We start from the raw sequence: 23241 nt of genomic DNA, 5'->3' as shown, positions 1-23241 counted from the left end.
CGCGTTTTCGTCGTGCCGGCGGCCCGCGATGCGGGCCGCTTTACTGCGCGCTTGCTGACTGCCGCTTACGGCTTCGGATGCGCGTCAGCCCACGCCTTCACCGCGCCGAGGGTGTTCTCGACGTGCTTGTCGGGCGACAGGCTCGTGTATTCGTACAGCACCTTCCCCTCCGGCGAAATCACGTAGGACACGCGGTTCGCACGATCGAGCGCGGGCAGCTTCGCGTCGTATTCGCGGATGATCTTCGCGTCCGGATCGGCCGCGACCGGGAACTTGCTGCGGCACTCGCTCACCGAGAACTTCGTCAGCGTGTCGATGTTGTCCGCGGATACGCCGATCACCGTCGCGCCGTAAGCCTTGTAACGATCGACGGCATCCGCGAACGCATGCGCCTCGATGGTGCAACCCTTCGTGAACGCGGCCGGGTAGAAGTACAGCACGACCGGGCCGTGCTTCAACGCATCGGCCAGCGAGTACGTGTAAGTCTTGCCGCCCAGCGACGCCTGCGTCGTGAAGTCGGGCGCCGCGTCGCCCGGCTTCAGTTGCGCCTGCGCGACCAGCGCATGGCCGGCCACCAGCAGCGCCGCCGCGCCGCCCACCAACAGTTTTCGCTTCATCTGCGTCCTCATTTCTTATAAAGTCAGCCTCGATGTAGGCCATACCGGCGTTCGCCTGTCGAACGCCGGTGTGCACGACCCGGCCCGGCGGCAGCGCCAGCCGCGGCCGGCCGGTTAAAGATTCCGCGCAGTCTGCCGTTATTCCTTCCGGACAGCCGGTTCCAGCCCTTCACGTCAGCGAGATACATGGAAGCCAACAGGAAACAGACGCCACGCAAGGGCTCCTGGCGCAATGCCTTGCATACGCTGCGCCGCTTCGCCTGGTCGGGCGGCGCGCTGATGCCTGCGCGCGCCGGCGCGCCGCGCCGCGACGACACCGTGCGCAACTGGCTGGAACAGACGGTCGGCACGGTGGATTTCCTCGCCCATGTCGACCGCGAGCTGCGCTTTCTGTACGTGTCCGACGCGAGCCTGCGCTTCATCGGTTATCACCGCGACTACCTGCACACGCTGACGCTGCGCGACCTGATCGCGGAACAGGATACCGCGGTGCTCGAAGGCCTGCTTGCGCGCGCCGCGCGTTCCGGCCAGGTCGAGAAGGCGACGATGTGCATCGTCAAGTCGCTCACCTACCCGCTCGACGTCGAGATCCGCGCGTTCAAGAGCCGCCACCACGGCGTCGACGGCTTCGCGATCGCGGCCTTCGACGTGTCGGCCTGGCGCGCGCTCGAGGCGCGCCTGACGTACGAGATGCACCACGATCCGATGACGGGGCTCGACAATCTGTCCGCGCTCGTGCCCGCGCTGATGCGCGCGCAGCAGGCCGCCGACGAAAGCGGCACCTGCGCGGCGCTGCTGCTGCTCGACCTCGACGACTACCAGCGCATCAACCGCGCGCTCGGCTACGACGCCGGCGACACGCTGCTGCGCGACACCGCGCAGCGGCTGCAGGCGCTCGTCGCACCCGGCGAACAGCTCGCGCGCGTCGCGAGCGACAAGTTCGCGATCGTGTTCACCGCGCCGGACCGCACGCGCGCGAGCAATGCCGCCGACGCGCTCGCGCGCCGGCTGCAGGCCGCGGTGCGCGAACCTTACGCGTATCAGGGGCAGACCGTCCACTTGTCCGCGAGCATCGGCATCGCGCTGTACCCGGACGAGCGCGCCGCGCCCCATCGCGCCCAGCATCACAGCCCGCTGCTGCGCCGCGCCGACCATGCGCTCGCGCAGGCAAAGGCGTCCGGCGGCAATGCGCTCGCGTTCCATGAACCGGTCGACGATCCGGCCGACGCGGAACGGCTGAAGCTCGAGGCCGACCTGTACGACGGCGTGCGCAACGGCGAGTTTTCGCTGCACTTCCAGCCGATCACGCGCAGCCAGTCGGGGACGGTGGACGGCGTGGAGGCGCTGATCCGCTGGCGCCATCCGGTGCACGGCCTCGTGCCCCCGGCGACCTTCATTCCGCTCGCCGAATCGATCGGCCTCATCAACTATCTCGGCAACTGGGTGCTCAAGGCCGCGTGCATGCAGCTCGTCGCCTGGGATCGCCAGGGGCTCGCGCTGCAGTACGTGGCGGTCAACGTGTCGCCGCAGCAGTTCCGCGACCCACGCTTCACGCAGAGCGTGCGCGAGGCGATCGCGCTGACGGGCATCGACCCGCGCCGCATCGTGCTGGAAATCACCGAAAGCCTGCTGATGCACGACCCCGTGCAGGCGAAGGGGCTGCTGGAGGAGCTGACCGCGCTCGGCATCCGCTTCGCGATCGACGATTTCGGTACCGGCTATTCGAGCCTCGCGTACCTGCAGCGCTTCCCGCTCGCGAAGCTGAAGATCGACCGCAGCTTCGTCGAGAACCTGCTGACGTCGCGCAACGATCGCGCGATCGTGTCGGCGGTGGTCGGCCTCGCGCAAACGCTCGATCTCGAGCTCGTCGCGGAAGGCGTCGAGACCGAGGCGCAGCGCGAGCTGCTGACCGAGATGGGCTGCAACCACATCCAGGGCTGGCTCGTCTGTCAGGCGCTGCCGTCCGAGGAGCTCGCGCGGCGCTTCGAGGCGCAGCAGTTGCGCCTGCACGCCGCCTGACGCGCGCGGCGAACCGGATAGATCCGTATGTCAATCACCGCACACCTGCCCCGCACGGCGCTGCTCGACAAGCTGTGGGCCCGGATGAACGAACGGGGCGACTTCCCGCTGCTGTCGGAGTCGCTGCGCGCGACGATGGCCGCGATGAAGAACGACGATCTCGACTTCACCGCGCTCGTGCGCGTCGTGCTGTCGGATTTCGCGCTCACGCAGAAAGTCCTGCGGCTCGCCAATTCCGCGATGTACATGGCGTTCGGCGGCAACATCACGACCGTCACGCGGGCGCTGATGGTGCTCGGCATGGACACCGTCGGCCATCTCGTCGTCGGGCTCAAGCTGGTCGACCATTTCCACCACAGCACCCCGCGCCGCATCGACGCGAAGCTCGAGCTGAACCGCGCGCTGCTGTCCGGCTGCGTCGCCCGCAAGCTGACCGAGCATGCCGAGTTGCGCGGCGGCGAGGAAGCCGTCGTCTGCACGCTGATGCGTCAGGTCGGCAAGCTGCTGGTGGTCTGCTATCTCGACAGCGAATGGGACCGGATCCGCCGCCGCGCCGCCGAGCTGAACGGCGACGAAGCGGCCGCGTGCGTCGACGTGCTGGGCGTCGGCTTCGACGAGATCGGTCTCGAGGCCGCCGCGAGCTGGCGGCTGCCCGACGTGATCCGCGCGGGCATGGCCGACGGCGACGGCGCACACGCGGCCAGCGCCGACGAGGACGACATCGACGAAGACCGCCAGCGGCCCCGCGACGCCTGCGCCGACGACAGCCCCGAGCGCGTGCGCTGGCTGCGCGCGGTGAGCCGCTGCTCGACCGACGTCGCCGGTGCGCTCGCGATGCCCGCGGGCCCGCAGCGCGATGCGCATATCGCAGTGCTCGCGCAGCACTACGAGCAGGAACTGGACATCGACGCCGGCGCGCTGGTGGAAATCGCCGACCGGCTCGCACGCGAGGAGGCGAGCGACACCGTGATGCGCGAGATCGTCGAGCTGCGCGCGAACGCCGACGCGATCGCGCGGGCGCAGCCCGAGCCCGAGGCATGCCTCGAAGCCGGCCTCGCGGACCTGCGCGCGCTGCCGTCCGAGCATGTGCTGACGCCGGTGCTCGCGCTCGCGTCGGAAAGCCTGCTGGCGGGCCTCGCGTTCACGCGCACCGTGATGTTCGTGCGCCGTGAAGACGGCGCGTTCGCCGCGCGACTCGGCTTCGGCCCGGACGTCGACGCGGCGCTCGACCGCCTGTGCTTCGACGAGCGCTTCGAGCCGGACGTGTTCCATCTCGCGATCACGAACTCGGTCGGCATCTTCATCGAGCAGGCGCAGGACCCGAAGATGGTGAAGCGCCTGCCCGCGTGGTATCTCGATGCGCTTCCCGACACGCGCGCGTTCGTGCTGCTGCCGGTGCGCGTCGGCACGAAGACCGTCGGCCTGCTGTACGGCGACTGGGCCGGTGCGCAGCCGGCGCGCAAGATCACGCAGCAGGAGATGAGCGTGCTCAACGAGCTCGCGCGCGAACTGGGACGGTTCTTCCCCGCGTAACGCAAGCGGCGCCCCAAAAGCAAACCGGCCGCGAAAGCGGCCGGCTGCATGGTGCGACGGATTGAAACGCTTACTTGAGCGTGACCGGCACGCTGAAGTACTTCTTCGCGAGGTTGTCGATCGTGCCGTCGGCCTTCAGTTCCTTCAGCGCCTGATCGAGCGCCGTCTTCAGCGCCGCGTCGTTCTTGCGCAGGCCGAAACCGACGCCCGAGCCGAGGATCTCCGCATCGCTCACCGTGCCACCGGCGAAGCCGAAGCCCTGGCCTTGCGGCTTCGACAGGAAACCCTTCGAGCCCGCTTCCGAATCCTGGAACGTCGCGTCGAGACGGCCCGACTTCAGGTCGGCGTAGGCCAGGTCTTGCGTCTGGTACGGCACGACGTCGACGCCGGCCGGCGCCCACTTCTTCTTCGCGTACGCTTCCTGGATCGTGCCCTGCAGCACGCCGACGCGCTTGCCCTTCAGCGCTTGCGGGGTCGGCAGCAGGCCGCTGCCCTGCTTCGCGATCAGCTGGTTCGGAATCGTGTAGATCGGATCGGTGAACGCGATCGCGTGCTTGCGCTGGTCGGTGATCGTCATGTCCGAGTTGATCGCATCGAACTTGCGCGCCTGCAGCGCGGGGATCAGGCCGTCGAAGTCGTTCTCGACCCACACGCACTTCGTCTTCAGCTTCGCGCACACCGCGTTGCCGATGTCGATGTCGAAGCCGGTCAGCTTGCCGTCGGGCGTCTTGTATTCGAACGGCGCGTACGAGGCCTCGACGCCGAACCGGATCTCCTTCAGATCCGCAGCCATCGCGCTGCCTGCCGCCACGGCCGATGCCGCCACTACCGCATGCGCGGCCACTTTACGCCAATCCAACTTCATCAGGTGTTCTCCTCGATACTCGAATGTTCCGGAACTACGGGCACATGCATCATTGCAGGGTCGGATGACAACGACAACGCCGATGCCGTGCCTTGATGCGGCGCAACAGCCGCAAGGCCGCGATTGTACCAATCCGCGCGGCCTGATACGGCAAAGCGGCCGCCGGCACACGATGCTGCACTGCATGCGCGATGACGGCCGGATGCGCCGTCGAACTTGCAAGACGATGTCGCAAATACGCAAGGCGCGACGCGCGGGCCGTCTGCGCGGCATGCGTGCGTCGACGCAATTCGGGGATGCCGCGGGACGATGCGCGGGCGACGGATCACCGAAGCCGCGCGCAACCGTTTTTTTGTCAGACGAGTGCGGCGAGCGTCTCGCGCGTCGTGTCGATGACGAGCAGGCCCGCGCGCAAACCCGGCTTCACGGTCGGATTCGGAAACACGATGCGCTCCTCGTCGTGCTGCACCGTATAGCGATAGTCGCCGTCCTGCGCGAGCACGGTGCCGCGCGCGAACGCGGTGAAGTTCGCGACGTCGGCCGCGACGAACAATTCGAGCGCGTCGCTCTGCTTCGTGATCTGGTCGATGACGGTGAACACGCGCGGCAACGGCGGATGGTCGACGTCGCGCGGCGGACGGCCGCCCCACCCGCCCGAGACGAGCTTGCGCACCGCGCGGTCCGCCGGCGCGAAGCGCGACAGATCGTTCTGGCCGAACGGCCGCACCTTGCCGAGTTCGAGCGTGCATGCGAGCGTGCCGCAATGCTCGGCCGTGTAATGCGAATACGTATTGCCCTTCGCGGTATGCAGCAGCACGGCCGCGATGCGCGCATCGCCGAGCCATTCGATCATCGCGCGGGTCGGCGGCGTGCCCGTGTGCGGCAGCAGCGCGAACTGCTCGAACACCGATGCGCGGATCGCCGTGTGCATGTCGACGTGCCAGCGCGCGCCGCCCGCCGGCGCGGCCGCGAAGAACGCGGCGGCCGCCGCTTCAAGCTGCGCCGCGCGCGGCGCTTCGCGACTCGCGGGCACTTGCGTGTGGCGGCCGCTGAACAGGCGGTTCAGGTCGTCGTCGAGATAGCGTTCGCCCGCGCGCATCGCCGGCACGTTGCCGAGCACGACGAGCAATCGGCACGCGAGCGGCAGCGTGGCCGCCGCGAGATCGCGCACGAGCATCGACAGCAGCTCGATCGGCGCGGTCTCGTCGCCATGCACGCCGGCCGACACGAGCACGCTCGCCGCGTCGCCGGCCCCGTCGGCCAACGCCGGCTCGAGCTGGAGCAGCCCGTCGCCGAGCCATTGCCAGCGCACCGCACTGTCCGCGCACGTGCCGTCCTTCACGGCCGGCGCGTCGCCCGCGAGCGTGAACGCGAGGAAGTCGTCGAGCAGCGCGGCGGCCGGCATGCGGGACTCAGCGCTGGAAGTCATACAGCGACCCGACACGCAGGATCTGCGTGAGCTCGTCGAGCGCCGTGCGCGATTCGTCGAGCAGCGTCGGATCGGCGAGGTCTTCCGGGGCGAGACGATCGCGGTAATGCTTTTCGATCCACGCGTCGAGCGACGCGAACAGCGTGTCGTTGATCCACACGTTCGACGTGACGGCCGCACGCTCGGCTTCGTTCAGCACGACGCGCAGGCGCAGGCACGCGGGGCCGCCGCCGTTCTTCATACTTTCGCGCAGGTCGAACACAAGCACGTCGCGGATCGGGCCGTTGCCGGCCGCGAGCTGATCCAGATAGGCGGCGACGTTCGCGTTCTCGCGGCATTCCTGCGGCACGACGAGCACCTGCGAGCCGTCCGCGCGCGACAGCAGCTGGCTGTTGAACAGATACGACGTCACCGCGTCGTTCACGCTCACGGCCGCTTCGGGCACCTCGATCACGTTCAGCCGCGCGCCGCGCGCGTCGAGCGTGGCCGTCAGCGTGTCGTAGATCGCCTGCTTGTTGACGAACGCACGCTCGTGCGTGAACAGCGTGTCGCGGTTGCCCACCGAGATCACGTCGTTGTGGAACACGCCTGCATCGATCACGTCCGGATCCTGCTGCGCATAGACCGTCGCCGTTTCGGCGAGACCGTGGCGATGCGCGACCGCGCGGCTCGCCTCGAAGGTCTGGCGCGCCGGGAAGCGCTTCGGCTCCGGGCCGCGGCGGTATTCCGCGCGGCCGTACACGAAGAACTCGACGCCCGGCTGGCCGTATTCCGCGCAAAAGCGCGTATGGTTCGCGGCTCCCTCGTCGCCGAGTGCCGGCGTGCCCGTCAGCGCCTCGTGCACCGCGAAGTGCGCGGGATCGGCGAACAGCGTCGACAGCGTGCGGCGCGTCGCCTCGTGCTCGATCGCGCGATGCAGCTTGCTGCACAGGTTGGCCGGCGTGAAGTGCACGCGGCCGTCGCTCGTGTCGGCCGACGGGCTGACGGTCGCCGCATTCGCGGTCCACATCGCCGACGCCGAGCTCGCCGCGGCGAGCAATTCGGGCGCCTGCTTCGCGGCCTTCGCGATCACGTCCGCGTCCTTGCCGGAGAAGCCGAGCTCGCGCAACAGGCGCAGCGACGGGCGCTCCTGCGGCGGCAGCACGCCTTGCGCGAAACCGAGATCCGCGAGCTGCTTCATCTTGCGCAGCCCCTGCTTCGCGGCGGCCTTCGGGTTCGCGGCCGACTTCTCGTTGTTGAGCGACGCCACGTTGCCGAACGACAGCCCGGCGTAGTTGTGGGTCGGGCCGACGAGTCCGTCGAAATTGGCTTCTTGTGCGTTCATCGTCGTTCCCTCGATCAGAAATGCAGGCCCGGCGACAGGCTCGCGGGCAAGGTCAATTCGGTGCTTTCCACCGACGCCATCGGATACGCGCAATAGTCGGCCGCGTAGTACGCGCTCGGCCGATGGTTGCCCGAGCGGCCCGTGCCGCCGAACGGCGCGGCCGACGATGCGCCGTTGGTCGGGCGGTTCCAGTTGACGATCCCCGCACGGATCGTGCGGCGGAAGTGGTCCCATGCGTGCGCGTCGTCGGCCAGCAGGCCGGCGGACAGGCCGAACGCCGTGTCGTTCGCGCGCTCGATCGCTTCGTCGAACGTCGCGTAGCGAACGATCTGCGCGAGCGGGCCGAAGTGCTCTTCATCGGGCAGGTGCGCCACGCCGGTCACGTCGATGATCGACGCGTTCACGAAACCCAGGCGCGGATCGCGCTGCGTCATCGCGATGATCGGCTTCGCGCCCTGCTCGACCAGCCGCGACTGCGCGTCGACGAGCTTCGCGGCCGCGCGGGCCGAGATCACCGCGCCCATGAACGGCTGCGGATCGGCGTCGAACACGTCGGCCGTGATCTTCGACGTGACGTCGGCGAAACGTGCGAGGAAGCGGTCGCCGAACGCGCCCTGCGGCACGAAGATGCGGCGTGCGCACGTGCAGCGCTGGCCGGCCGACAGGAACGCCGACTGGATCGTGTGATGCACGGCCGCGTCGATGTCCTCGACTTCGCCGATCACGAGCGGGTTGTTGCCGCCCATCTCGAGCGCGAGCACGATTTCCGGACGGCCGCCGAACTGCTTGTGCAGCAGCGTGCCGGTGTCCGAGCTGCCGGTGAAGAACAGCCCGTCGATCTGCCGATGATTCGCGAGCGCGATGCCCGTGTCCTTCTCGCCCTGCACGAGGTTCAGCACGCCAGCCGGCAGCCCGGCTTCCTGCCACACCTCGACCGTCGCGCGCGCGACGCCCGGCGCGAGCTCCGACGGCTTGAACACGACCGTGTTGCCCGCGATCAGCGCCGGCACGATATGGCCATTCGGCAAGTGGCCGGGGAAGTTGTACGGGCCGAACACCGCAACGACGCCATGCGGACGATGGCGCAGCACTGCGACGCCGTCGGCCATGTCCTGGCGCTTCTCGCCGGTGCGTTCCTGATAGGCCTGGATCGAGATGCCGACCTTCGCGGCCATCGCCGCGACTTCGGTGCGCGCTTCCCACAGCGGCTTGCCCGTCTCGCGGCCGATCGCGGTGGCGATCGCTTCCTTGTGCTCGGTGAGCAGCGCCGCGAAGCGCTTGACGATCGCGCAGCGCGATTCGAAATCGAGTGCCGACCAGCCGGCGAATGCGCGACGCGCGCTCGCGACCGCACGGTCGACGTCGGCCGCCGATGCGCTGCCGCCCTGCCATGCGATCGCATCGGTGCCCGGGTTGCGCGAAGCGAAGACGGGGCCCGAGCCTGCGACCCAGGCGCCGTCGATGAAGAGTTCCGTCATGATTCGTTTATCCCTGTTTGACTTTGAGCGGCAGCACGCGAACCGGATCGCCGGCCTTCACGTCGAGCGCGGCGGCATCGTCGGCCGACAGCACGAACGCGCCATTCGCGACCACGCCCGGCGCGACGCCGACGCGGAAATCGCCGAGCGACGTATTCGACACGAGCGACTTCGGCGAATGGCCGCCCGGCGCATCGGCTCCGACGTCCGGCTCGCCGATCGCGACCGGCACGACGACGCTTTCGCGCACCGTGCGCAGGTCGTTGACGTGGCATTCGAGCACCGGGCCCGCGTCGAAGATGTCGACGTGATTCTGGTAGCGCAGCCCTTCCGCCTCGAGCATCTTGCGGGCCGGCAGCGTGTCGCGGTGCGTGAGGCCGACCGCGTCCTGCGCGTCCTGCGGCAGCAGGTCGACGTACACCGGATAGCGCGGCATCAGTTCCGCGAGGAACGACTTGCGGCCGTGCGAGCTGAGGTAGTCGGCCGCATTGAAATCGATCTGGTAGAAGTGCGAACCGACCGCGCGCCAGAACGGCGACGTGCCGTCGTCGTCGAAGTGGCCGCGCAGCTCCGCGCAGATGCGTTCCGGAAAGCGGTCGCGGAACTGCGCGATGAACATGAAGCGCGAGCGCGACAGCAGGCCGCCGACGCCGCCCGTGCGATAGCGCGGGCTCAGGAACAGCGAGCACACTTCCGCATAGCCCGTCAGGTCGTGCGAGATGTTCAGCGCGTGCATCCGCGTCCACACGCCGAGCTCCTGGCTCGCATGCACGACCGTGCTCACGCGATAGTTGTAGAACGGCTGCTCGAGGCCGACCTGCGACTCGATTCCGCACACGCCCGCGATGTCGCCCGTCTTCGATTCTTCCATCACGAAGAAGTAGCCGGCTTCGCCCGGCGCCGCCTCGCCGTCGAGCGTGCGGCGCGTGCGTTCGATGCGCGCGGCGAGCGCGTCGCGATCGGGCTTGAACGTGGTCAGGCCCGGCCCGGTTTCCTTCGCGAGCGATACGAGCGCGTCGACGTCGCCCGTTTGTACGACCCGAACGACGATCATGCTGCGTCTCCCTTCATGTCTTCATCGTCGCGGCGGTGCAGCGGCACGCAACGCACGACGTCACCCTCCTTCACATCGAGCGCCGCGCGCACGTCGCCGGCCAGCGGCGCATCGGCGCCCCGCGCGTCGGCCGTGTCGCCCGGCAGGTCGGCCAGCACGCAGCGGAACGAGTCGCCGCTGCCGGTCGACACCATGTATGCGACGTCGCCCTGCTGGTGCGCGGCCTCGCGCACGACGCGCTCCGCACCATGCTTCACGCACGCGGTGCGGTCGACCTGCGCGGTCAACACCGGGCCCGCGTCGAAGATGTCGACGAAGCGGTCCGGCTCGAAGCCTTCCTCGAGATGGATGTCATACGCGAGCAGCGCCGATTCGTTCGGCTCGCCGAGCACGCGCTGCGCGGCTTCCGGCAGCAGCGGCACGTAAAGCGGATACGCCGGCATCACTTCCGCGATGAACGTGCGGCTGCGGCCGCCCGACGCGATGTCGACGTCGGTGAAGTTGCGGCCGAAGAACTTGCGGCCCACCGCTTCCCAGAACGGCGATGCGCCCGTGCCGTCGCTCACGCCGAGCAGCAGCGTGAATACTTCCGGCGTGAAGCGGCGGCGGTTCGCGGCGATGTACATCATCCGCGCGCGCGAGATCAGGTGCGCGGCCGCGTCGCCGCGCAGCGACGGATCGACGTAGAAGCCGGCCAGCCGGCTCTTGCCGGTCAGCTCGTGCGACATCGTGAGCGCGTGGATCTTGCGGTTCACGTGCAGCTCGCGCGACGCGTGGATCAGTGCGTCGTTGCGGAACGCGTAGAACGGTTCCGAGTAGCCGGCCGCGGCCACGATGCTCGCCGTGCCGAGCAGCTTGCCCGTCGACGAATCCTCGAGCACGAAGAGGTAGAACTCCTCGCCGGCGAAATCGACGTCCGCGCGAAACGAATCCTCGGAGAGCGCCACGCGCGCTTCGAGCGCCGCGCGATCGTGCGGCAGCGAGTGCAGGACCGGCTGCGCGGTGCGCGCCATGTGCGCGAGCGCATCGAGATCCGTGAGTTTGCCGGGGCGAACAAATAGCATCGTCGTTCCTGTCTGCGATGGGTGCGCCGATCAGCGCGCGGTGGCTTCCTGGGCCGCGAGCACCTGCTCGACCGCCTTCTCGAAGCGCTTCACGCCTTCGTCGAGCAGGTCGAACGGGATCACGAGCGACGGGACGAAGCGCAGCACATTCGGGCCGGCGATCAGCATGATCAGGCCGTTCTCGGCGGCGGCGGTGACGAAGTCCTTCGCGCGGCCGTCGAATGCGGCGGTGAGTTCCGCGCCGACCAGCAGGCCCTTGCCGCGGATGTCCTTGAAGATGCCGAAGCGTGCGTTGATGCGTTCCAGCGCGCCCTTCAGTCGCACGCTGCGTTCGCGCACGCCTTCGAGGAGTGCCGGGTCGCCGATCAGTTCGACGACCTTGTCCGCGATCGCCGACGCGAGCGGGTTGCCGCCGTACGTCGTGCCGTGCACGCCGACCTTGAAGTGCGCGGCCAGTTCGTTCGTCGTCAGCATCGCGCCGATCGGGAAGCCGTTGCCGAGCGCCTTCGCGGTCGTGAGGATGTCCGGCGTGACGCCCGTGTCCATGTACGCGTAGAACTGGCCCGTGCGGCCGACGCCCGTTTGCACTTCGTCGAAGATCAGCAGTGCGTCGTTGGCGTCGCAGGCTTCGCGCAGTGCCTTCAGGAAGGCCGGATCGGCCGGGATCACGCCGCCTTCGCCCTGCACCGGCTCGACGATCACCGCACAGGTTTGCGGGCCGATCGCGGCCTTGGCGGCTTCGATGTCGTTGAACGGCAGGTGCTTGATGCCTTCAGGCACCGGGCCGAAGCCTTCCGAGTATTTCGGCTGGCCGCCGACGCTGACCGTGAAGAACGTGCGGCCGTGGAACGACTGGACGAACGACACGATTTCGTATTTGTCGGCGCCGTGGCGGTCGAATGCGACGCGGCGTGCGAGCTTCAGGGCTGCTTCGTTCGCTTCGGCGCCCGAGTTCGCGAAGAACGCGCGGTCGGCGAAGGTCAGCGATTCGAGGCGCTTCGCGAGGCGCAGCACCGGCTCGTTCGTGTAACCGTTGCCGATGTGCCAGAGCTTGCGGCCTTGTTCGTCCAGAACCTTCAGCAGTTCCGGGTGGCCGTGGCCCAGCGACGTCACAGCGATGCCGCAGGCGAAATCCACGTATTCGCGGCCGGCCGTGTCCCACACGCGCGAGCCCTCTGCACGGTCCGGCACGAACGGCGCGGGGGAGAATACCGGCACCATCACTTCGTCGAATGTCTGGCGGGTCACGGTCGAGGTCGTCATGGTCGTTCCTTTCGGTTTCGTAAGAGGGTTCAACAGGATCAAGTTTAGGTAAGGGTGGCGCAAGCGTCTTGCGGATTTGCGACGGGTTCTATCGGAAGCGGATGGTTCGGCGTATTTTGCCCTTTCGGCGGGGGTGGTTTTTTTGTGGGCTTTATTTGGGGTCGTTTGGTGGTGCGCGGTTTGTTGGCGTGAAGCACCTGAGGTCGTGTCGGTCTATTAGCGTCGCCCCTGCGCGGGGCGGCGGTTACTTTTCTTTGTCTTGCCAAAGAAAAGTAACCAAAAGAAAGGCGCTCGGATAACGCATGACTTCCCGGTGCCATAGCCATCAAAGTGGCCCTCGCCTAAGTGTCCGCGCCAGGCGGGAACCCGGAGTGGTTCGAGCAATGGATCTGACATCACTCGCCACCCCACGGAGCGGTATACCGCCCGCTGGCTCCGTCCTCGCTTCGCTCGGCTGCAAGGTTCTTCAGCCGCAATTCATGAGCGCGCGCGTCATCAGGAACGCCCACTGATCAGTTCGCCGAATCAGTGAGGCTCCGCTGCATAGCGACGACAAATTCGATTTATTGGATCAATGTGCTACCCACCACGATTCTGGAAAACATTCGTCCAACCGCGTTGAAAAGGCGATGGGTGGACCTGTCGGCCGAGCGAAGCGAGGACGGAGCCAGCGGGCGGTATACCGCTCCGTGGGGTGGCGAGTGATGTCAGATCCATTGCTCGAACCACTCCGGGTTCCCGCCTGGCGCGGACACTTAGGCGAGGGCCACTTTGATGGCTATGGCACCGGGAAGTCATGCGTTATCCGAGCGCCTTTCTTTTGGTTACTTTTCTTTGGCAAGACAAAGAAAAGTAACCGCCGCCCCGCGCAGGGGCGACGCTAATAGACCGACACGACCTCAGGTGCTTCACGCCAACAAACCGCGCACCGCAAAAAACCTCAATCCTTGGCACCACGCTCGACAAGCGCCCCCCCACGAGGCTCACTGCCCCCGCCGGTCTGCTTCTCGAGCCACGCTCGCCGATCTTCCCGAGGCGTCACACCAAACCGCTCGCGATAAGCGTTGGAAAAATGCGCAGCAGAAGAGAACCCGCAAGCGAGGCTGACCTGAACCACCGACTTGCTGGTCCGCTGCAACTGGGTCCTGGCCTTGAGCAACCGGAGATTGAGGTAATACTTCGAGGGCATCGCCCCGAGATACTGGCGAAAAAGCCTTTCGAGCTGCCGCCGAGAAACGCCCACGAGCCCGGCGATCTCATCGGTCGTCAAGGGATCCTCGACATTGGCTTCCATCAACAGCAACGCATCGTTCAGCCGAGGATGCCGCTCGCCCGGCGCGGTCACGAAAGGAATCCGCTGCCGCTCCTCGCCGCTGCGCAGCGTGCCGGCCCCGAGCGCATCGGCAATGCGCTCACCCAGATCCGCCCCGTGTTCCCGGCCGATCATGGCCAGCATGAAATCGACGGTCGCCTGCCCGCCCGCACACGTCGCCCGATCGCGATCGATCTCGAAGATCTGCTGCGTGACGATCGACCGCTCGAACTGCTCGGCGAACTGCTGATACGTCTCCCAGTTCACGCTCACGCGATATCCGGAAAGCTGCCCGGCCATCGCGAGCCACCACACGCCGTGGTGAATCCCGGTCACAACCGGCGTGCGCTGCCCGACCCGCGCGAGACTCGCGAGAAACAACCGATAGTCCGCAAACTGCTGAAACCGCTCCGACACGACGATCAGCCAGTCGCAAGCAATCGCATCGTTGAACGCCGCATCGGCATGCCACTGCGCACCGCCGGCGAGCGGCACCGGCCGCCCGTCCCACGAACACACCTGCCAGCGATACAGCAAGCGCCCGTCGATCTCGTTCGCGAGATGCAACGCATCGACGATCGGACCCACACCCGACATCGACACGGGCGGCAATGCAACGATCGCCACCTGCGTCGTGCGGGTGGCGCCTGCGGGACGAGACACCGGTACCACGTATGAAACCCGCCTTTCGCGTTACTTGAGACTGCCCGACAGGAACTGCTTCAGACGCTCGCTCTGCGGACGCACCAGCACCTCCTTCGGATCGCCCTCTTCCTCGGTCCGCCCCTGATGCAGGAACATCACGTGGTTCGACACGTTGCGCGCGAAACCCATCTCGTGCGTGACGACGATCATCGTGCGGCCTTCCTCGGCCAGCTTCTGCATCACCTTCAGCACTTCGCCGACCAGTTCCGGGTCGAGCGCCGAGGTCGGCTCGTCGAACAGCATCACGTCGGGGTGCATCGCCAGCGCGCGCGCGATCGCGACACGCTGCTGCTGGCCGCCCGACAGATGCGACGGATACTGCTTCTCGACGCGCGGCGGCAAACCGACCTTCTCCAGGTACTCGCGCGCACGCTCCTCGGCTTCCTTCTTCGAAATGCCTAGCACGTGCACCGGCGCTTCCATCACGTTCTCGAGCACGTTCATGTGCGCCCACAGATTGAAGTGCTGGAACACCATCGCGAGCTTCGTGCGGATGCGCTGCAACTGCTTGTGATCGGCAACCTCGAGCGCGCCAGAGCGGTCGGTCTTCGTGCGCACGGCCTCGCCGTCGACGACGATCTGCCCCGCATTCGGCCGCTCGAGAAAATTGATGCAGCGCAGGAACGTGCTCTTGCCCGAACCGCTCGCGCCGATGATGCTGATGACGTCGCCCGCCTTCGCGTTCAGCGACACGCCCTTGAGCACCTCGTTATCGCCGTAGCGCTTGTGAATGTCGACGGCGGCAAGCTTGACGGAAGCGGACGCGCTCGTTTGAGTGATCTCGGCCAACTGGCTCTCCTCGAAGTGAAATCAATGACGGCCGGCCGCGAGATACGCGAGCCAGTGGCGCTCCGCCCGGCGAAATGCCGCGACGAGTGCGAACGATACCGCAAGATAGATCAGCGCGGCGATTCCGAACGACTGGAACGCCATGTAGGTCGCGGAATTGGCGTCGCGCGCGACCTTCAGGATGTCGGGCACGGTCGCCGTGAACGCGACGGTGGTCGCATGCAGCATCAGGATCACCTCGTTGCTGTACAGCGGCAGCGCGCGGCGCAGCGCCGACGGCAGGATCACCCGGCGGTACATCGTGAACGGCGACATCCCGTACGCACGTGCCGCCTCGACCTCGCCGTGCGGAATCGCGCGAATCGCGCCGGCGAAGATCTCGGTCGTGTACGCGCAGGTGTTCAGCGCGAACGCGAGGATCGCGCAATTGAAGCCGCTGCGGAAAAACGCGTCGAGCAGCGAGTGCGACCGCACGAACTCGAGGCTGTACATGCCCGTGTACATCAGCAGCAGCTGCACGTAGAGCGGCGTGCCGCGAAACACGTACGTGTAGAACCGCACCGGCATCGACAGCCACTTCTTCTTCGACACGCGCGCGACCGCAAGCGGCACCGCGCACACGAAGCCGAGCGAAATCGACGCGACGAGCAGCCACAGCGTCACCGCAAGGCCGGAGAGGCGCTGGCCGTCCCAATAAAGGAACGCCTGGCCGAATTCCTGGAGGATCTCGATCATAGTTCTGCGTGCCGCACGCCCATGGAATAACGCTTCTCGAGCTGGATCAGCACGAGGTTGGAAACGGTCGTGATCGCGAGGTAGATCAGCGCCGCGACGAGGATGAAGAAGAACATGTTGAACGTGCTCTTGCCGGCGTCCTGCGCGGCCTTCACGACGTCCGCGAGACCGATGATCGACACCAGCGCGGTCGCCTTCACGAGCACCTGCCAGTTGTTGCCGATGCCGGGCAGCGCGAAACGCATCATCTGCGGAAACATGATCCGCACGAACACGCGCATCCCGCTCATCCCGTACGCCGCGCCGGCCTCGAGCTGGCCGCGCGGCACCGACAGGAACGCCCCGCGGAACGTCTCGGTGAAGTACGCGCCGTAGATGAAGCCGAGCGTCAACACGCCGGCGACGAACGGATCGATGTCGATCTGGTCCCAGCCGACGAGGTCGGTGAACTGGTTCAGCCAGATCTGGATGCTGTAGAACAGCAGCAGCATCAGGACGAGATCGGGCACCGAGCGGATCAGCGTCGTATAACCGGTCGCGATCGCTCGCAGCACCCGGTTGTGCGACAGCTTCGCCACCGCGCCGATCAGCCCCAGCGCCACCGCAGCGGCGAGCGACAGCACCGACAGCTCGATGGTCTGCACGGTGCCGGCCCAGAGGACAGGACCAAAGCCGTAAAGGAACACGCGCGTCTCCAGTGTTGATATGAACACCGGCACGCATACCTTCCCGCGCCGGGCTGACGCGGATAGTCGCAAGCGAAATTGATTGCCTCAAATCACCGTGCGCGTGATTGCTGCGTCGCAGCAATTCGTCGCACCATTTGCAGGCAAGACCTACGCCACTGTTTCAAAAGGAAAAAAGCCGCTTCCTGACAGTCGGATGACACGCAGGGAAGCGGACTTTTTGCAATTTTCCGGTCGCTTTTTCGATATAGCGCCGCGGGTGGTCTCACCGCCCCTTCAGGATGTCGGAGCGCGAAGTCGTATAGACAAGCCCGTCCGGGCCGAAATGAACGTTGAAGAATGCGTCGGTGTTTACGCCGTCCTCGAGCCACCGCCAGCTCCACACGATCTCGGGCTTCAGCGGGTACTGCGCGATGTCGCCCGGCTTGCCGAGCAGGCGCCGCACCTCGTCCTCGGTCATCCCCGGACGCACTTTCGCGAAGTTCTCGGCGGTCAGCACCTGCGTCGCGCCCGTGTAGTGCCCGCTCGCGTCGAGGTCGACGAACCAGGTCTGGTTGCCCATCGGGCCACGCGGATATTCGAGACGCTTCGAGCCGTCGGTGAACGCGCGCTCGGTCTCGGGCTTGCCCATCGTGGCGCGCACGTCGGCTTCGGTCGATACGCCGGCCTTCAGCCCCTTGAGCAGCAGCGGCGCCGGCTTGATCGCGTTGAAAAAGTCCCTGATACGTTGCACGTCGAGATTGCCTTGCTTGTCGTCGCAGCCGGTCAACGCCAGCGCGGCGGCCAGCATCGTCACGGGAAGCAGCCGGAAACGGAAAATCATCGGAAGAAATGCGCGTCGAGAAAACACGCGGCAAGGATACCCGTGCAACGCCAAAAGCGCGAGACGGGCGCGCGGCCCGTCTCGTGTTCACTGCATCGTTTCGGTTTGCACCTCGGCCTCGCGGCGTGCCTGCGGGGTGCGCGCCCCGGCTGGCGTCGCCTTGATCCGGCGGCGCGTGCGCACCAGTTCGGCCAGCTGCCACGAACCGAGCGCCAGGCAGCCGAACAGCACCTCGCGGCCGCGCTTGACCAGCGCGAGCGACAGCGCCGTCTCGCGATCGACGCCGAACATCTGCGCGAGCAGCACGACGGTCGCCTCCTGCACGCCGAGGCCGCCCGGCACCATGAACGCCGCATGCCGCACGGCCTGCGTCATCGCCTCGATCGCGATCGCGCCGCCGATCGATACCGGATGGCCGAGCAGTGCGAGCGCCCAGTAGATTTCGAGCGCGCCGAGCACGTAGCCGGACAACTGCCAGAAGAACGCGCTGAACAGCAGCGCCGTGCGCGACATCAGCGCGTCGATGTCGCCATCGAGGCGGCGGCCGTCGACGCCCTGCAGCAACCGGTGCGAATCGCCGAGCAGACGCCCCGCGAACCGCTCGATCGCATGGAAGATCCCACCGCGACGCATCAGCACGACGCCGAGCACCGGCAGCGGCAGCGTCAGCAGCAGCGCGAGGCCGATCGTGCCGCCGCCCATGTCGTGCGTCGTCGCGAGCAGCAGCACGAGGCCGAGCGCGGCGAATGCATACTGGACGACGATCGTCACCAGCACCTCGACGATCACCGACGCGGTCACGCGGCTCGCGTCGGGCACCTGCCAGCGGGCCATCCGGATCCCGACCAGCTCGCCGCCGATCCCGACCACCGGCAGCAGCCGGTTCACGGCTTCGCGCACGGTCGCGACCCACCACAGGAACGACAGCGACGCGCGCCGGTCGAGCAGCTGGTGCCACGCGTACGCGTCGAGCAGCAACGGCAGCGCGTGGAACGGCACGAGCCACAGCAGCGCGAAACCGGCACGCTCGAGCATCTGCGTCACGTCGCCGATACCTTCGTGCAAACCGAGCGCGAGCAGGATCCCGATGCCGATCGGCCAGCCGAGCCATTTGATCCACCTGGTCATGACGGCTGCGCCCCCGCTTCGCGCGACGCTCGCGTGCCGCACCGCGCCGCCGGCTGGCCGAACACGTCGGCAAAACCGCCGGTCGCGACGCCCGCGGCCTTCAGCGCGGCCGCCACGCGCGGCGACAGCAGCGCGTCCAGTTCGTCGACCGGGCGGTAATCGGCCATCGTCGGCGTGATCGGGCCGTCGCCCGCTTCCGCCGGATGACAGTAGATCTCGCCGACGCCGGGCGGCAGCGCCGCGAGCGCGTCGAGCAGCACGGCCTCGTCCATCGCGCCCGTATGCTCGATCCCGACCACATAGTCGTTATGCGCGAGCCCCGCGCGGTCGAGCCGCGCGCGCACCAGCGCGATCCACGGCTTGAGCAGCGCGGGCGCGCGCGTTTCGTACGGCAGCCGCACCGCGCGCAGCCCGTAGTCGCGGCCGATCTCGATGATCATCGACAGCACGGTCGGATGCAGGTGGAAATGCTTGTGCGCGTTCACGTGGTCGAGCGGCAGGCCGCTCGCCGCGAACGCATCGAACTGCGCGCGGATCTCGCGGCGCAGCTGCGCACGCACGTGCGGCAGGAAGAAGAAGCGGCAGCCGTCCTTCGCCATCGCATCGCCGAACCGCCCGTCGGGGCCGACGAGCGAGGGAATTTCATGCGCGGGCAGCGTGGCCGGCCCGTCCGCGAGAACGAGGTGCAGGCCAACCGCGAGCGACGGCAGCCGCCGCGCGCGTTCGATCGCATCCTGCGCCGCGGGCGCACCGACCATCAGGCTCGCGGCGTTCAGCACGCCGTCGCGATGCGCGCGCTCGACCGCCGCGTTGACGCGCGGGTGCAGCCCGAAGTCGTCCGCGGTGAAGATCAGCGCCCGCGCCGCCCGCTGCGTCGTCACGAATCAGGCCTCGTGCGCGCGCAGGAAGCGGAAGAACTCGACGCCTTCGCGCAGACGGCGCTTCATCATGTCCCAGCTCGTCAGCATCTCGCGGACGATCTCCCAGATCTTCGACGGACGGAAGTAGAACTGGCGATAGAACTGCTCGAGGTGGTGATAGATCTCGTCGCGCGACAGGTGCGCATAGCCGATCGCCGCCAGCTGCACGCCTTCCTTGCTCACCAGGTTGATGGTCTTGTTCTCTTCCATCCAGCCGTTTTCCACGGCCTGCTTGTAGAGCGTCGTGCCCGGATACGGCGCGGCGAGCGACACCTGGATCGTATGCGGATTGATTTCCTTCGCGTACTCGATCGTCTTCTTGATGGTTTCCTGCGTCTCGCCCGGCAGGCCGAGAATGAAGGTGCCATGGATCTTGATGCCGAGCTTCTTGCAGTCCGCGCTGAAGCGGCGCGCGAAATCGGTGCGCACGCCCTTCTTGATGTTCACGAGGATCTGGTCGTCGCCGGATTCGAAGCCGACCAGCAGCAGGCGCAGGCCGTTTTCCTTCATGACCTTCAGCGTCTTGTACGGCACGTTCGCCTTCGCGTTGCACGACCACGTCATGCCGAGCTTGCCCAGACCGATGGCGATGGCTTCGGCGCGCGGCAGGTCGTCGGTGAAGGTGTCGTCATCGAACATCAGTTCCTTCACTTCCGGCATGTTGTCGCGGATCCACTTCGCTTCGGCGAGCACGTTCTCGACCGAGCGCGTGCGGTAGCGATGGCCGCTGACCGTCTGCGGCCACAGGCAGAACGTGCAGCGCGACTTGCAGCCGCGGCCCGTATAGATCGACACGTACGGGTAATTCAGGTAGCCGATGAAGTAGTTGTCGATCTTCAGGTCGCGCTTGTAGACGGGCGCGACGAACGGCAGTTCGTCCATGTTCTCGAGGATCGGACGCGCTTCGTTGTGCTCGATCGAGCCGTCCTTCGCGCGCCAGCTCAAGCCCTTGATCTCGGGGAACGGCTTGCCTTCGGCGATTTCCTTGCAGGTGTAGTCGAATTCCTCGCGGCACACGAAGTCGATCGCCTCGCTCGCCGTGAGCGAGTTGTGCGGATCGACCATCACCTTCGCGCCCACCATGCCGACCAGCATCGACGGCTTCATCTTCTTGAGATCCTGCGCGAACATCGCGTCGGTCGGGAACGACGGCGTGCTCGTGTGGATGATCACGAGGTCGTAGTCATTGGCGATCTTCAGCGTCTCTTCGACCGACAGGCCGTCGGCCGGCGCGTCGACGACGCGGCTGCCCGGCACGAGCGCGGCCGGCTGCGCGAGCCACGTCGGGTACCAGAAGGAACGGATTTCGCGCTTCGCCTGGTAGCGCGAGCCGGCTCCGCCGTCGAAGCCGTCATACGAAGGGGCCTGCAAGAACAGCGTTTTCATGAATGCTCCGGTAGCCTGCATAGTTCGATTCGTTTCAACGATTCAGTCAATCAACCGCGGGCCGCCCTGCCGGCGCCCGCCTCTCTGTCATGTCGCGTCGCGCGGCGTTGCCGCGCGGCGCGTCTCGGCCTTCGGGCCGGATTCGATCGGGGCCGGGCGCATGGCCGGCTCCCTCGGGGAACACACCTCAGCGGCCGTCCCCGCCTTCCACTGCCGCCGTCGCGCGTTCGCCGCCGACGACCGTCATCCTCGCGCCACGCCACACGACGTGCGTGCCGAACGCGGCCGCGAGCCATTCGAGCGCGAGCAGCGTGTCGCGCACCGCGACGAGCGGCAGATCGCGCCAGAACGCGCGCCAGCCGTCCTCGCCGCGCGCGTGCAGCACGAGCCGCCCGAACGCGCCGACGACGGCCGCGCCACCCGCCAGCGTGCCGGCGACGGTGCCGTCGAGACGCAGTGCCAGTGCCGCGCCGATCGCGAGCCACGGTACGGTAAACGTGATGAACAGGAACGCGAAGCCGGCCGGATTCAGCGAACGGATCGTGCGCAGCCAGCGCGTCTCGCGGTGCCAGAGCGGCCCGAACGACGGCTCGATCACGTCGGTCGCGACCTCGACCTCGGACAGCACGGTGCGCCGCCCGAGGCGGCGCGGCAGCTCGGCGAGCCAGAAATCGTCGGCCAGTTCGTCCTTCAGCGCGATGAAGCCGCCGATCCGGTCGAGCGTGTCGCGCGTCAGCGCGAGCGTCGCGCCGAAGCCGAAGCGGCTCGAGCGACCGAGGTGCGTGATCCGTACCGACGGCGCGAACCAGGCATCGACGAACTGCGCGCCGATCCGCGTCCAGAACCCGCCGACGCTGCGCGCATGATACAGGCACGTGACGACCCCGACCGACGCGTCGGCGAGCGGCGCCGTCACGCGCTCCAGATAATCCGGCTGCACCGCGATGTCGCTGTCCGCGATCACGATGCGTCCGTACTTCGCGCGCTCCGCCAGATTGATCAGGTTGCTGACCTTCAGGTTCTTGCCGTGCACGCGCGCGTCGACCACGAGCGTGATGTCGCATTCCGGATAATCGGCGCGCAGCCGCTCGACCACGGCGATGGCCGGATCGGCCGCCGACGCGACCCCGAACAGCACTTCATGGCGCGGGTGGCGCTGCTCGCAGAACGTCGCGAGGTTCTCGTACAGGTGCGGCTCCGCGCCGCACAGCGGCTTGAGCACGCTGACGGGCTCGAAGCCGTCGCGCGCGGCAGTGCGCGGCGTGCGCGGACGCGGCGCGAACGCGGCGACGAGCGCATAGCCGGCCGCGGCCAGCGTAAACACCGTCAGGAGCCAGTCCAGCAACGTGACGGCCGGCGTCATGCGCGACGCTCTCCGGCAACGCGCGCGCCCTGCCGATCGATCGAACCGGGTTGAACGTGATTGGATATTCCGACAGCAACGAACGCGGGCACGACCCGACTCCTTGTTCCAGCAGCGTCTGTGTAATGGGGAGGCACGGCCCGGTCCCCGAAGGCGGCCATGCCCGGCTTCGCGTGGCATATCCTCGCGCGATGCCCGGGACGGGATGCGGGAAGATTCGAATGGCTACCATCGGCACAACATGGGCAGGCGCCGGATTTTATCAGCCCGCGCCGCCCCGCGCTCGGACGCCTCGCGAAACGGACTGGTGCAATTTCGGCAAAGCTGTGCGGCCGACGAACCATTCTGATACCACCTCGTTCACGTTAGCGTAAGCGCTTTGCAGGCATATTGCAGTCTTGAAAATCAAACGTTTCGTGGAAATTTGTGCGTCGATGCGAAGACATGCCCAATCGCCGTAAAGATTGGTAATTATTCTGAGATTGGGTTGATTTCTGCAACAATCCCCAGACCGTACCTTGCACCCCTGAAAGGCTCATGGGTATCCGCGCGTCGCCAGCGCGTTCCGGAACCCTTTGGCAAAATCGTCGGCATCTGTTGCGCATGCGCATCACCGCGCCCCTCGTTACTATCTTCGTGCCCCGATAATCGGGGCTTTGGCCAGCCAGGCCCGGCATGATTCTCGCCCCCAGTCGCAGTCATGATCCGGGGGGTGTTGTCACCGGGCCTGGTGGGTGGCTGGTGATCG

At 67.0% G+C, this 23241-nt stretch carries 19 protein-coding genes; 2 read left to right on the top strand and 17 right to left on the bottom strand.

Annotation, left to right across the window (positions count from 1 at the left end; translation table 11 throughout):
- Positions 1-65 precede the first annotated feature (65 nt).
- Positions 66-617 carry a peroxiredoxin gene (locus HWX22_RS29155; RefSeq protein ID WP_175916889.1) on the bottom strand — a complete coding sequence of 184 codons (552 nt, stop codon included), beginning with the start codon at positions 615-617 and terminating at the stop codon, positions 66-68.
- Positions 618-896: 279 nt separating this feature from the next.
- Between HWX22_RS29155 and cdpA the strand changes: the two genes are divergently transcribed.
- Together cdpA and HWX22_RS29145 are read left to right on the top strand one after the other, a co-directional pair.
- On the top strand, positions 897-2636 hold the full coding sequence (gene cdpA, locus HWX22_RS29150) for a sensor domain-containing phosphodiesterase (RefSeq protein ID WP_208456631.1): 1740 nt from the start codon (positions 897-899) through the stop codon (positions 2634-2636).
- Between the two features lie 27 nt (positions 2637-2663).
- Positions 2664-4169, top strand: a complete 1506-nt coding sequence (locus HWX22_RS29145) for an HDOD domain-containing protein (RefSeq protein WP_175916888.1) — start codon at positions 2664-2666, stop codon at positions 4167-4169.
- Positions 4170-4239: 70 nt separating this feature from the next.
- Here the strand turns inward: HWX22_RS29145 and HWX22_RS29140 are convergent, their stop codons facing one another.
- The 16 genes from HWX22_RS29140 to hpnI form a co-directional block, all read right to left on the bottom strand.
- Positions 4240-5034: an ABC transporter substrate-binding protein gene (locus HWX22_RS29140; protein WP_059467138.1), complete on the bottom strand. Its 795-nt coding sequence runs from the start codon at positions 5032-5034 to the stop codon at positions 4240-4242.
- Between the two features lie 355 nt (positions 5035-5389).
- Entirely contained in the window at positions 5390-6439 is a 1050-nt protein-coding gene (gene astE, locus HWX22_RS29135) for a succinylglutamate desuccinylase (protein WP_175916899.1), read from the bottom strand.
- 7 nt (positions 6440-6446) lie between these two features.
- Positions 6447-7787, bottom strand: a complete 1341-nt coding sequence (gene astB / locus HWX22_RS29130) for an N-succinylarginine dihydrolase (protein WP_059815932.1) — start codon at positions 7785-7787, stop codon at positions 6447-6449.
- 14 nt (positions 7788-7801) lie between these two features.
- Positions 7802-9265 (bottom strand): succinylglutamate-semialdehyde dehydrogenase, encoded by a 1464-nt coding sequence (astD, locus tag HWX22_RS29125; protein WP_175909662.1) that lies wholly within the window; start codon positions 9263-9265, stop codon positions 7802-7804.
- Positions 9266-9272: 7 nt separating this feature from the next.
- Positions 9273-10319, bottom strand: coding sequence for an arginine N-succinyltransferase (gene astA / locus HWX22_RS29120; protein WP_175909664.1), 1047 nt, complete (start codon positions 10317-10319; stop codon positions 9273-9275).
- Positions 10316-11383: an arginine/ornithine succinyltransferase subunit alpha gene (gene aruF / locus HWX22_RS29115; RefSeq protein ID WP_175916887.1), complete on the bottom strand. Its 1068-nt coding sequence runs from the start codon at positions 11381-11383 to the stop codon at positions 10316-10318. The genes astA and aruF overlap by 4 nt, the downstream gene beginning before the upstream one ends.
- Positions 11384-11413: 30 nt before the next feature.
- Entirely contained in the window at positions 11414-12646 is a 1233-nt protein-coding gene (locus tag HWX22_RS29110) for an aspartate aminotransferase family protein (RefSeq protein WP_175909668.1), read from the bottom strand.
- Positions 12647-13586: 940 nt separating this feature from the next.
- Positions 13587-14630, bottom strand: coding sequence for a GlxA family transcriptional regulator (locus tag HWX22_RS29105; RefSeq protein ID WP_059815947.1), 1044 nt, complete (start codon positions 14628-14630; stop codon positions 13587-13589).
- Positions 14631-14651: 21 nt separating this feature from the next.
- Positions 14652-15452, bottom strand: a complete 801-nt coding sequence (locus HWX22_RS29100) for an ATP-binding cassette domain-containing protein (protein WP_175916886.1) — start codon at positions 15450-15452, stop codon at positions 14652-14654.
- A 21-nt stretch (positions 15453-15473) separates the two neighbouring features.
- Positions 15474-16187, bottom strand: a complete 714-nt coding sequence (locus HWX22_RS29095; RefSeq protein ID WP_059447650.1) for an ABC transporter permease — start codon at positions 16185-16187, stop codon at positions 15474-15476.
- The gene (gene hisQ / locus HWX22_RS29090) at positions 16184-16873 is read right to left on the bottom strand and encodes a histidine ABC transporter permease HisQ (RefSeq protein ID WP_059523652.1); all 690 of its coding nucleotides are present in this window, start codon (positions 16871-16873) and stop codon (positions 16184-16186) included. Before hisQ ends, HWX22_RS29095 begins: the two co-directional genes overlap by 4 nt.
- Positions 16874-17138: 265 nt before the next feature.
- Positions 17139-17696, bottom strand: a complete 558-nt coding sequence (locus tag HWX22_RS29085; protein ID WP_059815955.1) for a hypothetical protein — start codon at positions 17694-17696, stop codon at positions 17139-17141.
- Positions 17697-17783: 87 nt separating this feature from the next.
- Positions 17784-18824, bottom strand: coding sequence for a lysylphosphatidylglycerol synthase domain-containing protein (locus HWX22_RS29080; RefSeq protein ID WP_175909672.1), 1041 nt, complete (start codon positions 18822-18824; stop codon positions 17784-17786).
- Positions 18821-19705: a hopanoid biosynthesis-associated protein HpnK gene (gene hpnK / locus HWX22_RS29075; protein ID WP_175909674.1), complete on the bottom strand. Its 885-nt coding sequence runs from the start codon at positions 19703-19705 to the stop codon at positions 18821-18823. Before hpnK ends, HWX22_RS29080 begins: the two co-directional genes overlap by 4 nt.
- A gap of 3 nt (positions 19706-19708) precedes the next feature.
- Positions 19709-21151, bottom strand: coding sequence for a hopanoid biosynthesis associated radical SAM protein HpnJ (gene hpnJ / locus HWX22_RS29070; protein WP_306426965.1), 1443 nt, complete (start codon positions 21149-21151; stop codon positions 19709-19711).
- A gap of 166 nt (positions 21152-21317) precedes the next feature.
- Positions 21318-22493, bottom strand: a complete 1176-nt coding sequence (hpnI, locus tag HWX22_RS29065) for a bacteriohopanetetrol glucosamine biosynthesis glycosyltransferase HpnI (protein WP_175909676.1) — start codon at positions 22491-22493, stop codon at positions 21318-21320.
- Positions 22494-23241: the final 748 nt, after the last annotated feature.

This window comes from Burkholderia sp. BCC1638 (assembly GCF_902833195.1).
In the GTDB taxonomy this organism is placed as follows: Bacteria; Pseudomonadota; Gammaproteobacteria; order Burkholderiales; family Burkholderiaceae; genus Burkholderia; species Burkholderia diffusa.
The sequence above is the reverse complement of the archived record's forward strand: the minus strand, read 5'-3'. Positions and strand labels throughout refer to the sequence as shown.

Bases quoted from the DNA above. Each gene is read 5' to 3' on its own strand.
- HWX22_RS29155 (WP_175916889.1), bottom strand. From the start codon at position 617: ATGAAGCGAAAACTGTTGGTGGGCGGCGCGGCGGCGCTGCTGGTGGCC.
- cdpA (WP_208456631.1), top strand. From the start codon at position 897: ATGCCTGCGCGCGCCGGCGCGCCGCGCCGCGACGACACCGTGCGCAAC.
- HWX22_RS29145 (WP_175916888.1), top strand. From the start codon at position 2,664: ATGTCAATCACCGCACACCTGCCCCGCACGGCGCTGCTCGACAAGCTG.
- HWX22_RS29140 (WP_059467138.1), bottom strand. From the start codon at position 5,034: ATGAAGTTGGATTGGCGTAAAGTGGCCGCGCATGCGGTAGTGGCGGCA.
- astE (WP_175916899.1), bottom strand. From the start codon at position 6,439: ATGCCGGCCGCCGCGCTGCTCGACGACTTCCTCGCGTTCACGCTCGCG.
- astB (WP_059815932.1), bottom strand. From the start codon at position 7,787: ATGAACGCACAAGAAGCCAATTTCGACGGACTCGTCGGCCCGACCCAC.
- astD (WP_175909662.1), bottom strand. From the start codon at position 9,265: ATGACGGAACTCTTCATCGACGGCGCCTGGGTCGCAGGCTCGGGCCCC.
- astA (WP_175909664.1), bottom strand. From the start codon at position 10,319: ATGATCGTCGTTCGGGTCGTACAAACGGGCGACGTCGACGCGCTCGTA.
- aruF (WP_175916887.1), bottom strand. From the start codon at position 11,383: ATGCTATTTGTTCGCCCCGGCAAACTCACGGATCTCGATGCGCTCGCG.
- HWX22_RS29110 (WP_175909668.1), bottom strand. From the start codon at position 12,646: ATGACGACCTCGACCGTGACCCGCCAGACATTCGACGAAGTGATGGTG.
- HWX22_RS29095 (WP_059447650.1), bottom strand. From the start codon at position 16,187: ATGATCGAGATCCTCCAGGAATTCGGCCAGGCGTTCCTTTATTGGGAC.
- HWX22_RS29085 (WP_059815955.1), bottom strand. From the start codon at position 17,696: ATGATTTTCCGTTTCCGGCTGCTTCCCGTGACGATGCTGGCCGCCGCG.
- HWX22_RS29080 (WP_175909672.1), bottom strand. From the start codon at position 18,824: ATGACCAGGTGGATCAAATGGCTCGGCTGGCCGATCGGCATCGGGATC.
- hpnJ (WP_306426965.1), bottom strand. From the start codon at position 21,151: ATGCAGGCTACCGGAGCATTCATGAAAACGCTGTTCTTGCAGGCCCCT.
- hpnI (WP_175909676.1), bottom strand. From the start codon at position 22,493: ATGACGCCGGCCGTCACGTTGCTGGACTGGCTCCTGACGGTGTTTACG.